At 65.8% G+C, this 12464-nt stretch carries 12 protein-coding genes, 1 pseudogene and 1 riboswitch; of the genes and pseudogenes, 7 read left to right on the forward strand and 6 right to left on the reverse strand.

The features are described from left to right. Nucleotide 1 precedes the first annotated feature (1 nt). Nucleotides 2–1501: a hypothetical protein gene (locus SR870_RS09890; protein WP_322517793.1), complete on the reverse strand. Its 1500-nt coding sequence runs from the start codon at nucleotides 1499–1501 to the stop codon at nucleotides 2–4. A gap of 138 nt (nucleotides 1502–1639) precedes the next feature. Then, nucleotides 1640–1790: riboswitch (TPP riboswitch) on the forward strand. On the opposite strand from SR870_RS09890, the gene SR870_RS09895 reads away from it, so the two are divergent. Both SR870_RS09895 and thiS read left to right on the forward strand, forming a co-directional pair. Then, entirely contained in the window at nucleotides 1778–2902 is a 1125-nt protein-coding gene (locus SR870_RS09895) for an FAD-dependent oxidoreductase (RefSeq protein WP_322517794.1), read from the forward strand. Its footprint overlaps the riboswitch before it by 13 nt. After that, on the forward strand, nucleotides 2893–3090 hold the full coding sequence (gene thiS, locus SR870_RS09900; RefSeq protein WP_322517795.1) for a sulfur carrier protein ThiS: 198 nt from the start codon (nucleotides 2893–2895) through the stop codon (nucleotides 3088–3090). Before SR870_RS09895 ends, thiS begins: the two co-directional genes overlap by 10 nt. A 107-nt stretch (nucleotides 3091–3197) precedes the next feature. Here thiS and SR870_RS09905 read toward each other — a convergent pair whose 3' ends face one another. Further along, nucleotides 3198–4391, reverse strand: a complete 1194-nt coding sequence (locus SR870_RS09905) for an IS481 family transposase (RefSeq protein WP_322514220.1) — start codon at nucleotides 4389–4391, stop codon at nucleotides 3198–3200. 203 nt (nucleotides 4392–4594) lie between these two features. Here SR870_RS09905 and SR870_RS09910 point away from each other — a divergent pair, with 203 nt between their 5' ends. From SR870_RS09910 to thiC, 3 genes are all read left to right on the forward strand, one after another. Next, entirely contained in the window at nucleotides 4595–5377 is a 783-nt protein-coding gene (locus SR870_RS09910) for a thiazole synthase (RefSeq protein ID WP_322517796.1), read from the forward strand. After that, nucleotides 5364–5972: a thiamine phosphate synthase gene (locus SR870_RS09915; RefSeq protein WP_322517797.1), complete on the forward strand. Its 609-nt coding sequence runs from the start codon at nucleotides 5364–5366 to the stop codon at nucleotides 5970–5972. Before SR870_RS09910 ends, SR870_RS09915 begins: the two co-directional genes overlap by 14 nt. Before the next feature lie 232 nt (nucleotides 5973–6204). Beyond that, nucleotides 6205–8145: a phosphomethylpyrimidine synthase ThiC gene (thiC, locus tag SR870_RS09920; RefSeq protein WP_322517798.1), complete on the forward strand. Its 1941-nt coding sequence runs from the start codon at nucleotides 6205–6207 to the stop codon at nucleotides 8143–8145. A 192-nt stretch (nucleotides 8146–8337) separates the two neighbouring features. Here the strand turns inward: thiC and SR870_RS09925 are convergent, their stop codons facing one another. The 4 genes and pseudogenes from SR870_RS09925 to SR870_RS09945 form a co-directional block, all read right to left on the reverse strand. Next, a complete protein-coding gene (locus SR870_RS09925; RefSeq protein ID WP_322517799.1) occupies nucleotides 8338–9084 on the reverse strand; it encodes a hypothetical protein in 747 nt (248 codons plus the stop codon). A 393-nt stretch (nucleotides 9085–9477) separates the two neighbouring features. Then, nucleotides 9478–9828, reverse strand: a pseudogene (locus SR870_RS09935) (REP-associated tyrosine transposase); the annotation flags it as partial. A gap of 86 nt (nucleotides 9829–9914) precedes the next feature. Next, the gene (locus SR870_RS09940) at nucleotides 9915–10454 is read right to left on the reverse strand and encodes an REP-associated tyrosine transposase (protein ID WP_322517800.1); all 540 of its coding nucleotides are present in this window, start codon (nucleotides 10452–10454) and stop codon (nucleotides 9915–9917) included. A 447-nt stretch (nucleotides 10455–10901) separates the two neighbouring features. Next, nucleotides 10902–11366, reverse strand: a complete 465-nt coding sequence (locus SR870_RS09945) for a hypothetical protein (protein WP_322517801.1) — start codon at nucleotides 11364–11366, stop codon at nucleotides 10902–10904. 192 nt (nucleotides 11367–11558) lie between these two features. On the opposite strand from SR870_RS09945, the gene SR870_RS09950 reads away from it, so the two are divergent. Together SR870_RS09950 and SR870_RS09955 are read left to right on the forward strand one after the other, a co-directional pair. Further along, nucleotides 11559–12053: a DUF2314 domain-containing protein gene (locus SR870_RS09950; protein ID WP_322517802.1), complete on the forward strand. Its 495-nt coding sequence runs from the start codon at nucleotides 11559–11561 to the stop codon at nucleotides 12051–12053. A 152-nt stretch (nucleotides 12054–12205) separates the two neighbouring features. Continuing rightward, complete coding sequence (locus tag SR870_RS09955; protein ID WP_322517803.1) at nucleotides 12206–12397, forward strand: hypothetical protein; 192 nt, start codon at nucleotides 12206–12208, stop codon at nucleotides 12395–12397. The last annotated feature ends 67 nt before the right edge of the window (nucleotides 12398–12464 follow it).

Here is a 12464-nt window from a genome sequence, read left to right on the forward strand (position 1 = left end):
CTCACTTCGCCGGCGTGACTTTCGGCTCGACGCTGTGCACGGCACCCGGCCTGCGCAGATGGATCGTCGCGACGTCGTCGGAATACACCTTCTGCCAGCCGTCGATGTGATCGAGCAGATGCGTGGCCGCGTCCTCGGTGCGCAGCAGCGTCGCGTCGATGTTGTAGTCCGCGAGCAGCCGGAACAGTTTCTCCGGCGGCTTCAGCCGCACCGCGGCGTTCTGCTCGACCACGAAGGACTCGCCGTACAGTTCGGTGCGGCCGTCGATGAACGGCGCAACGCCGTTGGCGATCAGATAGCCGCCGAAATCGTAATCGTTGAACACCCGTTGCACGCCGAGCTTCTTCAGCTCGGTCACCGCCGCCGCCGGCGAGTTCGCCGGATGCGGCGCGAAGCGATGCAGCGACGCGAACGCCAGCGTGCCGCCGAGCGTGAGCGCGATCGCCGCCGCCACCGCGCCGAGCGACCCGGCGGCCGACCCGCGCGCCGGCCCCTCGCCGCGCGCCTCGGCGCCGCCGATCTGCCGCGCCAGCGGCGCCGCGATGATCAGCGGCGCCAGCAGCGCCAGCACTTCGATGTTGCGGTTGGCGCTCAGCGCCATGTGCACGAGGCCGAGCAGCAGCAGGATGCGCACCGGCGGCAGCGTCACGCCGCGCCACAGCGCCAGGCCGAACCCCGCCAGCAGCGCGACCTCGAACGCGCCGATCCGCGAGAAATTCACCGGCGCCCATTCGCCGATCGTCGCCAGCGCCGCGCCCAGCGACAGGATGCGCTGCGACGCCAGGATCGCGTGCCAGCCATACGGATTGGCGCAGCTCACGATCAGCGCCGCGACGCCGAACGCGCCCCAGCGCAGCAGCAGCGACAGCCGGCGTGACGGCGCCGCCGCCAGCACCGCGTCGAGCGCGATCGGCGCCACCAGCGCGATGCCGAGCACGAAGCCGCCGTGCAGATTGGCCCACAGCGCCATCAGCGGCAGCAGCCAGAACGACGGCGCGGCGCGGCGATCGGCCGCCGCCATCAGCGCGCCGACCCACGCCACCATCACCGGCATCGCCAGCACATGCGGCCGCGCCAGCATATGCGGCGCCATCAGCGCCACCGCGGCGGCGACGAACACCAGCGTGGTGCTGCCGCGCAAGCGCTGGCCGAGCCAGCGCGCATAAAGCATGAAAGTCGCCGCCAGCGCCGCGGCCGACAGCACCACCGGCCCGGCCCAGCCGGCGAGTTGGTAGCTCGCCGCCAGCAGCACCTGCGACAGCCATTGCGTCGAGATCCACGGCTGCCCGGCCATGGTGAAGGAATACACGTCGGTCTGCGGCACCGTGCGATGGTCGATGATCCACTGCCCGAGCGTCACCTGCCACAACGAATCCGGATCGTTCAGCAGCCGGTCGCCCGCGACCAGCAGGAAGGCGTAGACCGCGACCCCGATCCACAGCGGCAGCGCGCTGCGCCGCGCGCCGGCGAGGTCGCTCGAATCGGCGGTGAGGATCGTCATCGGCGGTGTCCGGTCGGGGGTCGAGGTTCCGCGATCAAACACGCGGCCGGATAATTTGAAGTAAACCGCGGGGCGGGCCGATGGAACTGGCCCTCGCCCAAAGGCACGTTGACACCGGAGGCGATCGGCCTACATTGAGTTCGTTCCGAGGGGGGCTCCGACGAGGAGCTGAGATACCGCACGCTCGCCACTTCAAGCCCGATCTTGCTTGAAGCTGACGCGGGACCGCGGTGACCCTTTGAACCTGATCCGGGTCATGCCGGCGAAGGGACAGGGATGTACCAGACCATCGAAGGCCAGCGCGGGGCCGATTCCGCGCATCATCACATAGCTATAGATCAGGACGCCATTGCATCCGTTGCCACCGACGAGGCCGCTGCCGTCTTGCGCGGCACGCCGCCGGATCTGCGCAAGGATGCGCCGGTCTCGGTGATCGGGGCCGGTATCGCCGGCGCGTGGCAGGCGCTGCTGCTGGCGCGTGCCGGCCGCAACGTCACGCTGTACGAGCGCGGCGACCGCGAAATGACGCAGGCCACCAGCCATTGGGCCGGCGGCATGCTGGCGCCGTATTGCGAGGCCGAGACCGCCGAGCCGATGGTCGGGCTGATGGGCATGCGCTCGCTGGAGATGTGGCGCAAGGAGTTCCCCGAGACCGCGTTCAACGGCTCGCTGGTGGTGGCGCATGCGCGCGACCGCGCCGATTTCGAGCGCTTCGCCAAGATGACCGCGGGCCACCAGCGGCTCGACGCCGACGGCGTCGCCGAACTGGAACCGGCGCTGGCCGGCCGCTTCCGCGAGGGCCTGTACTTCCCCGACGAAGGCCATGTCGAACCGCGGCTGGTGCTGGCGCGGCTGCACCAGCGCCTGGTCGAGGCCGGCGGCGCGATCCATTTCGAATCGGAGATCACGCCGGAAGAACTCGACGGCCTGGTGATCGATTGCCGCGGCCTCGCCGCGCGCGACAAGGCGCCGGAACTGCGCGGCGTCAAGGGCGAGATGGTGGTGATCAAGACCACCGAAGTGACGCTGTCGCGCCCGGTGCGCTTGATGCATCCGCGCTGGCCGCTTTACGTCATTCCGCGCGAAGACAATCACTTCATGCTGGGCGCGACCTCGATCGAGAGCGAGGACGAACTCGTCACCGTGCGCTCGGCGCTGGAACTGCTCAGCGCCGCCTATGCGGTGCATCCGGCGTTCGGCGAGGCGCATATCGTCGAGATCGGCGCGGGCCTGCGCCCGGCCTTCCCCGACAATCTGCCGCGAATTTCCATCGGCAACCGCCGCATCGCCACCAACGGCCTGTACCGCCACGGCTTCCTGCTGGCGCCGGCGCTGGCCGAGAAGATGCTGGCCTATGTCGAGCGCGGCGTCGTCGACAATCAGGTGATGCGATGCTTGTGACCTTGAACGGCGAACAGCGCGACGTGACCGCCACCAGCCTCAGTGCGCTGATGACCGAACTCGACTGCACCGGCGGCCACTACGCCGTCGCCATCAACTACGACGTCGTCCCGCGCGGCAAATGGGACGAGACGCCCGTCAGCGCCGGCGACGAGATCGAGATCCTGACGCCGAGGCAGGGCGGATGAGGATGGCGCGAGCCAAGTACCGCAGCGCCTCCACTCCCCTCCCCCTTGCGGGGAGGGGTCGGGGGTGGGGGTCCCCAAGCTGTTCAACCGGCATGATTCCCGACACTTTAGACCGGGATGATTGTCGACAGGTCTTTGTCCGCGTGTTGCGGCGCGTAGCGCAGCCCCTCTCGGGGCGGAGCGAAGCGACGGAACACGCGGAGGCGATCGATCAGGCCGATGTCGTAATGGCAGAACCGCACGATCTGGTCGCCGTTGTCGAGTTCGGCGATGCCGATCGGTTCTCCGATCAGCGCCTCGCTGATGAAGATGCGCTCGCCGTGCCACATGATCTCGCCGGAGCTGCGGACCCGCCGCACCTCGTGGTCGGCGTCGTACCAGGGGTCCGCGATCCGGTCCGGCATCTGCCGCGTCGAGACGGTGTAGAGTTCGGCCGGCGGTCGCTGGCCGAGCGCCTCGTGCGGGCGCTCCCGATTGTAGTGATCGCGGAAGGCATCGAAGCGGGACTGCTGCTGGGTCGCCGTGGCCGCCGGCGGGCGCGAGGTCTGTGCCTTCAGGGTCCGATGCATCCGCTCGTGACGGCCGTTCTCCTGCGGCGAGGCTGGATGCACGAAATGCGGCTCGATCCCGAGCTTGAGCCACCAGGCCGACAGCCGGGTCAGCCCGCAGGCGCCGGTCGAACCGAACGGCGAGCCGTTGTCGCAGCGGATCGCCCGCGGCAGGCCATGGCGGCGGAAGGCATCGAGAAACAACGGCATCGTGGCGTCGATGGTTTGCGGCGTGATGGCGATGTCGAACAGATAGCGGCTGAAACCGTCGGTCAGCGTCAAGGGATCGATCCGGGTGCCGTCGCGGGTCCGAAACCAGCCCTTGAAGTCGGCCGCCCATTCGTCGTTCGGCGCGCTCACCGCTGCAAACGGTCGTTGCTGAGCCAGCGCCGGCCGCCGCCGCCTGACCGGCGCGATCAGCCCGGCCTGCTTCAACAATCCGCCGATCGTCGAGGCCGAAGGCCACGCGTTCTCCGGATGCTTGCGCCGCAGGATCGCCAGAAGCTTGCGCGGACCCATGTGCGGAAACCGGCGCCGCAGATCGACGATCGTCGCAACCAGTGCGGCATCGGTCCGCTGCGGGCAATGATGCGGAGCATGCGAGCGGTCCACGAACCAGTCCTCGGCCCCGCTGTCCCGACGCCGCCGCCACTCGTAGAACGTGTCTCGACTGACCCCGTAGCGCCGGCACAGATCCGACACGCTCCAATGGCCGCTCGCATGCTCCGACAGCATCCGCACCCGCTGTTCCATCCGACAGGTCTCCACAAAAGGCATCGGCGGTCCTCCCTCCGATGCAGTGTGAACTGTCGACAATCACCCCGGTCTGAACTGTCAGGAATCTATCCGGTCCGTACCAGCACTGTGCCCGTGGTACCCCCCACCCCGACCCTCCCCCGCAAGGGGGGAGGGAGTACGCGGACGCTGCGAACTTATCAGTGCTCGGAGCTACACCCATGGTGAAATTCTACGACCGCGAGATTTCCTCGCGCCTGTTGATCGGCAGCGCGCTGTATCCGTCGCCTTCGATCATGCAGGACGCGATCCGCGAGAGCGGCGCGGACATCGTCACCGTGTCGCTGCGCCGCGAGGCCGCCGGCGGCAAGGCGGGCGATCAGTTCTGGTCGCTGATCCGCGAGCTCGGCGTCACCGTGCTGCCGAACACCGCCGGCTGCCGCAGCGTGCGCGAGGCGGTGACCACGGCGAAGCTGGCGCGCGAATTGTTCGGCACGAGCTGGATCAAGCTCGAAGTGATCGCCGACAACGACACGCTGCAGCCCGACGTGGTCGGCCTGGTCGAAGCCGCCCAGATCCTGACCAAGGACGGCTTCGAAGTGTTCCCCTATTGCACCGAGGATCTCTCCGTCGCGATGCGCCTCGTCGATGCCGGCTGCCGCGTCATCATGCCGTGGGCGGCGCCGATCGGCAGTGCGCGCGGCATCGTCGCTCGCGACGCGCTGAAGCTGCTGCGCGACCGCCTGCCCGACATCACCCTCGTGGTCGATGCCGGCCTCGGCGCGCCGAGCCACGCTGCCGAAGCGATGGAGCTCGGCTACGACGCCGTGCTGCTCAACACCGCGATCGCCAAGGCCGAAGACCCGGTGGCGATGGCCCGCGCCTTCAGGCTCGCGGTCGAAGCCGGCCGCACCGGATTCGAAGCCGGGCTGATGGGCGCCCGCGATTTCGCCTCCCCCTCAACCCCTGTGATTGGGACCCCGTTCTGGCATGCCGTATCCTGATCGCTTCTATCCCGTCGTCGACAGCATCGCGTGGGTCAAGCGCCTCGCCGCGCTCGGCGTCGGCACCGTGCAGCTCCGCGCCAAGGACCTCGACGACGGCGCCGCGCTGCAGCTCGTCACCGACGCGCTCGATGCGGTGAAGGGCACCGAGATCAAGCTGGTGATCAATGATTACTGGCGCGCCGCGATCGTCGCCGGCGCGCAGCATCTGCATCTCGGCCAGGAAGACCTCGCGACCGCCGACCTGCATGAAATCCGCAGCGCCGGGCTGACGCTCGGCCTCTCGACGCATGACGATGCCGAGCTGGAAACCGCGCTGGCCGCGAAGCCGGACTACATCGCACTCGGCCCGATTTTCCCGACCACGCTGAAAGCGATGCGCTTCGCGCCGCAGGGCATCCCGAAGATCAGCGAATGGAAGCAGCGCGCAGGCGACATTCCGCTGGTCGCGATCGGCGGCATCAAGCTCGAACACGCCGGCGAGATCTTCGCCGCCGGGGCCGACTCGATCGCGGTGGTCAGCGACGTGACGCAGAACGAGGACCCCGACGCGCGCGTGCGCGCCTGGCTGGACTATGTGGCGGAGAAGGCATGATGAGGATCGTGAGCGCTGCGACGCGCGGCGCCCTCACCCCAGCCCTCTCCCGCAAGCGGGAGAGGGAGCGCGCCCTGCGTGGGGCGCGGCCTCGAACCAACCGATGACTTCCCCCTCTCCCGCTTGCGGGAGAGGGTCGGGGTGAGGGCGACACGCAACGTGCCTCGCCACCCTGACGAACAGTCCACGACCGAACATAGCGGCCCGACAACAACATAAACAGGAGGATGGCATGAATATCCGCTCCAATCCCGACACTACGCGTCCCGCCGTCACCACCGGCGGCCTGCCCTCCTCGCGCAAGATCTATGCTGTGCCGGCGACGGCGCCGGATCTGCGCGTGCCGCTGCGCGAGATCGTGCTCAGCGAAGGCGCCGGCGAGCCGAACCTGCCGGTCTACGACACCTCGGGCCCCTACACCGATCCCAGCGTCACCATCGACGTCAACAAGGGGCTGTCGCGCGCCCGCACCGAGTGGGTCAAGCAGCGCGGCGGCGTCGAGCAGTATCAGGGCCGCGACGTCAAGCCGGAAGACAATGGCAATGTCGGCGCGGCGCATGCGGCGAAGTCGTTCACGGCGCATCACCAGCCGCTGCGCGGCATCGGCGACGCGCCGATCACGCAATATGAATTCGCCCGCCGTGGCATCATCACCAAGGAGATGATCTACGTCGCCGAGCGCGAGAACCTCGGCCGCAAGCAGCAACTGGCGCGCGCCGAGGCGGCGCTGGCCGATGGCGAATCCTTCGGCGCCAGCGTGCCGGCGTTCATCACCCCCGAATTCGTCCGCGACGAGATCGCGCGCGGCCGCGCCATCATCCCGGCCAACATCAATCACGGCGAACTCGAGCCGATGATCATCGGCCGCAACTTCCTCACCAAGATCAACGCCAATATCGGCAACAGCGCGGTGACGTCGTCGGTCGAAGAAGAAGTCGACAAGATGGTGTGGGCGATCCGCTGGGGCGCCGACACCGTGATGGACCTCTCCACCGGCCGCAACATCCACACCACCCGCGAATGGATTTTGCGCAACTCGCCGGTCCCGATCGGCACCGTGCCGATCTATCAGGCGCTGGAGAAGTGCGAAGGCGATCCGGTGAAGCTCACCTGGGAGCTGTACAAGGACACGCTGATCGAGCAGGCCGAACAGGGCGTCGATTACTTCACGATCCACGCCGGCGTGCGGCTGCAATACATCCACCTCACCGCAGATCGCGTGACGGGCATTGTGTCCCGTGGTGGATCGATCATGGCAAAATGGTGCCTCGCGCATCATCAGGAGAGCTTCCTCTACACGCATTTCGACGAGATCTGCGACCTGATGCGCAAATACGACGTGTCGTTCTCATTGGGCGACGGCCTGCGGCCGGGCTCGATCGCCGACGCCAACGACCGCGCCCAGTTCGCCGAACTGGAGACGCTCGGCGAACTGACCAAGATCGCCTGGGCCAAGGGCTGTCAGGTGATGATCGAAGGCCCCGGCCACGTGCCGCTGCACAAGATCAAGATCAACATGGACAAGCAGCTGAAGGAATGCGGCGAGGCGCCGTTCTATACGCTCGGCCCGCTGACCACCGACATCGCGCCGGGCTACGACCACATCACCAGCGGCATTGGCGCTGCGATGATCGGCTGGTTCGGCTGCGCGATGCTGTGCTACGTCACGCCGAAGGAACATCTCGGCCTGCCCGACCGCAACGACGTCAAGACCGGCGTGATCACCTACAAGATCGCCGCCCACGCCGCCGACCTCGGCAAGGGCCACCCCGCCGCCCAACTGCGCGACGACGCGCTCTCCCGTGCAAGGTTCGACTTCCGCTGGCAGGACCAGTTCAACCTCGGCCTCGACCCGGACACGGCGAAAGCCTTCCACGACGAGACCCTGCCCAAGGAAGCCCACAAGGTCGCGCATTTCTGCTCGATGTGCGGCCCGAAATTCTGTTCGATGAAGATCACCCAGGACGTCCGCGACTATGCAGCGGGATTGGGCGACAACGAGAAGGCAGCGCTGAACCTCGCCGGCGCCGGGTCGTTCGGCAATGTCGGGATGACGATGTCCGGCGTAATCGAAGACGGCATGGCGCAGATGAGCGAGAAGTTTCGGGACATGGGCGAGCAGCTGTATCTCGACGCAGAGAAGGTGAAGGAGAGCAACAAGGCGCTGTCGTAAGGCGGCGGGCTCTCCCCACGCACAACGCCATGCCCGGGCTCGACCCGGGCATCCATCCGAGACGAAGCGGCCGGGCGAGAGCCCGGCTGTTTTGTTAATGACACCTATAGGGCGGCTTAGCCGAAGGCGTAACCCGCCTCTTCCGCGCGATCAGTCGGCGGATTACGCTGCGCTAATCCGCCCTACGGGCTACTACTCTCTTTTTCTCGGCTCAAGGTAGCCGCGGATGGTCTGCCCCTTGTCGCCAATCATCACCAAGTGGAATTCAATCTCGAAGGAACTGCTGTACCTTTCATTTGCGATATCGGAATACTCTAGTTCGACACACAAGCTTGGAATATCTGGAAACGAACTATCCTTTTGATCAACTCCCAAAACCAGCAATGCCGAAACACCCGCAACATATGCATGCGGGATCTTCAGCATTAAGAGGTCCCGCTGAATTGCGATGGGCACGACAAAGTCCACATGCTCACTCTTTTGATTCAACCAGAGTGACGTCCAATTTCCGAGTCTTTCCGACTTCAACGAGAACACCCCGTTGACAAATGTGAAATATGCCGGAGTGAGCGTCTGCTGCGCGCGCTTATTTAGCTGATCAGCAAGATCTTCGATTGGAAAACTCCAGGACACATTGACGCCCCTTGCTGCTCCCAACCCTATATTCGCTAGAGGCACAGCAAGGAAGGACCAATCTCTCGCAGGCTTGGCCTTCTCATCGGCTTCGTTATCTTGCCGTTGCGCATTCCAGAGGTCCGGCAAACGACAATTAGCTGCTTCGGCCGTTCCACCTTCAAAAGGCGTTCGCGACAGCACGAGCTCAGGTCGATATGATGCTCTGCGTTGCTTCGAAATCTGGAGCACGGTCAAAAATGTCGCGATTGCAGCCATGCATGCGCCAATACTTGAAAGAAGCGCTATTCCTTGATCGATACTCACATTCTCTGCCTTGGTTTTCTGCCTTGCGGAAGGGCGCATTTTCGAATTGCAGCGGAACGACGCCAGAGTCCATAGGGCGGATTGGCGAAGCGTAATCCGCCATTGCGCCGAAGCAAGCGGTGCGTTTGGCCCGGCGGGTTACGCCTTCGGCTAACCCGCCCTACGGTCGAGCGACGCTAGGCTTCGCCGAACTCACCTTCGGCACCGCATTGCCCGCCCAATCGAGCGGAAACACCCCGCGTCGGACGTCGCGATGAAACGACGAATACGGCCAATCTGAACTCGACCGACCAGGCCGTGCTTCACAGCCCGTAGGATGGGTTGAGCTCTTGCGAAACCCATCGCCCCGATCGTTGCACATCATTAAGGGTTTCGCGAAGGGCTCAACCCATCCTACGGCGCTCGTTCGCCGAACGCATCGCTTGGGGCGTCCATGTCGCCGGCCCAATCGATCGGATAGACGCCGCGCGCCACCAGACGGTGGAACGAGGAATGCGGCCAGTCCGCGACGCGGGCGACGTGGCCATGTTTCACAGGGTTGAAATGAATGTAGTCGATATGCCGCGCGACATCGTCGTCGTCGCGCAGCGTATGCTCCCAATAGCGCCGCTGCCAGATGCCGCGTTCGGCTTTGCGCGCGCGGCTTTCGGAAATCCGTTCGCCCGTCGGCAGGCCGCGTGAAAACGCGGCCTTGATCAGCCGCCAGCGCGTGGCGAAATCGCGATCGCCATCGGGGAGCGTCCAGCCCGTAGGATGGGTTGAGCTCTTGCGAAACCCATCGCCCCGATCGCTGCACATCATGATGGGTTTCGCGAAGGGCTCAACCCATCCTACGGCGCTCGTTCGCCGAACGCGTCGCTTGGGGCGTCCATGTCGCCGGCCCAATCGATCGGATAGACACCGCACCCGACCATGCGATGAAACGAGGAATGCGGCCAGTCCGCGACGCGGGCGACGTGGCCATGTTTCACCGGGTTGTAATGAATGTAATCGATATGCCGCGCGACATCGTCGTCGTCGCGCAGCGTATGCTCCCAATAGCGCCGCTGCCAGATGCCGCGTTCGGCTTTGCGCGCGCGGCTTTCGGAAATCCGTTCGCCCGCCGGCAGGCCGCGCGAAAACGTGGCCTTGATCAGCCGCCAGCGCATGGCGAAATCGCGATCGCCATCGGGGAGCGTCCAGACCGCATGGAGGTGGTCGGGCAAGATCACGATCGCGTCGATCCCGAACGGATGGTGCTGCCGCGTGTGGCGGAACGCTCCGCGCAACAGGTCGATGTGATCGGTCAGCAACCGCAGCCGGCGCTCCGCGAGATTGACGGTGAAGAAGAAGCGGCCGCCGGCGATGGCGTTGCGCCGATAATTCGTCATCGAAGGCTCAATGTGCGGCGATGGGTTTCGCAAGAGCTCAACCCATCCTACACGATTGCTACGCCCGGCCCAGCCCGTAGGGCGGATTAGCGCCCGGCACGAAGGCACGACGGTAGTTCGGCATCGGCCACCTCGTGCGCAGATGGCGGGTTACGCCTTCGGCTAACCCGCCCTACGTCTCCCGCTACTTCACCGCCGCCCGCATCGCCTTCCAGTCGAAGCTCTTCGCCGTGGTCAGGGCTTCGTCCTCGCCGAGGCCCTTGAACGCCAGCGAGAGCGCGGCGGCGGGGCCGAGCGCGACGAGGATGCGAGCATCGCCGCCGGCCTCAGCCGATGCGACGGCCTGGATTGTTTCCGTGCGATGCCGTTGCGGTGCTGCGCAAACTCCACACCGCCCGCGCCTGCCCGCGCGTTCGCTTCGTTCACGCGGGCTACGACGCGACGCTCTCACGGCCCGCCGAAGCGTTGTTGCGTCCGACGGATCACCTCCTCGATCATCGGTCCGCTCTTCTCGAACTCGGCGGCGATGTCCGTCGCGCGCTCCGGCGAGATCAGCGCGCCCTCCTGGCCGTCGAGGATGCAGCCGCCGGTGGTGGCGGCGTAGGCGGCCGCGGCCAGAAAGGCGGCCTCGCCGGCCGCCAGATCTGCGCCCCAGCGGAACGCCAGCGCGTGGCGCCAGCGATGGTCGAACGCCACGTCCTCCGCCTCGTCCATCAGTTCAGCGGCGTCGAAATGATCGCATTCGAACGCCGTCGGGCGATCGCGCAGCACCGCCGGCAGCGCGCCGCTCAGTTCCGCGAACGGCCGGGCGGCGGAGAGACGCAGCGGCGCGCCGCGGCGGTCGAGCGCCTGCTGCCAGTCCTCGATCGCGGTCAGTCTCTGGTCCGAGAACACGTAGATTTCCATCGACATGTCGGTTGCTCCTGATCCGCATCGGCGGCGCGCGACAGCGGTCCGGCGATGCGCGGCCTGCCGCCGAGCGATGACGTCGGCGACACCCGCAAAACGGTAAATTTCTTAACTACTCGCTTTTCTTGACAATTGGAACATATCATGAACACATAGCCTGGCAAGGTTTCAAACGAAGTTCTTTTGGAGGCCGCGATGTTGCTGTGGGTCGTGATTTCGTTGGTTGCGTTATTCGTCGCGCCCAGCCGGGCGCAGTCGCTGATCGACAAGGCCGCGCGCGACGAGATCGCCCGCGTCCAGCACGGCGATCCGGAGATGGCCGCGGCGATCGCCAAAGCGCGCGCCGGGCTCGACGATTTTCTCGCCCGCGCCGATCATCCGGCCGGCAATCAGCGCGACTTCTCGATCAAGGTGAAAGTGCCGCTCCGCGACGGCAGCGAGTTTCTCTGGCTGCGCCCGTTCGTTCGCGACGGCGACGGTTTCATCGGACGCGTCGTCAACATCCCGCGCAACATCGCCAATCTGAAATACGGCGACCGCCTCGCCTTCGAACGCAAGGACATCGCCGACTGGTCCTACAAGCAGGACGATCGCGTGATCGGAAATTTCACCGCCTGCGTGCTGATCGCGCGCGAGCCGGCGGATCAGCGCGCCGCGTTCCGCGCCAGATACGGCATCGATTGCGAGTGATCGCCCGGAGCAAGCTGGCCGGACGCGGCTGGTGTCCGGCCGCCGTCCCTGCCGTCCGCATTCGCTTGACGAGTTGTTAACCAAGCCCGCAGCGACACCGAACCGATTGCTTGCATTTTAATTATCGCCTCGACAGCAACGAGGAGCAGACGATGAGTGAAGCGCTTCTGATCATGCCGAACATGCGCGGCGGCTGCGCGACGGTTGGTAGCAAGGTGCATACGTTGTTTCGCGTCAACGGCCGTCGGCCGGGACTGGCGCAAGTGGCCCCGGGCGCAGAAGCGGCGGCGGATCGCGATGACCAGAGCGCGGGCCAGGATGAAGCGAACACGTCGAGCCGGTAACTATCAGCTGGTCGGAAGGTGCAGCCCGGGTGAGCGAAGCGACACCCGGGTTCTTGCTTTGAGGCAG

Source organism: Rhodopseudomonas palustris, assembly GCF_034479375.1.
In the GTDB taxonomy this organism is placed as follows: domain Bacteria; phylum Pseudomonadota; class Alphaproteobacteria; order Rhizobiales; family Xanthobacteraceae; genus Rhodopseudomonas; species Rhodopseudomonas palustris_M.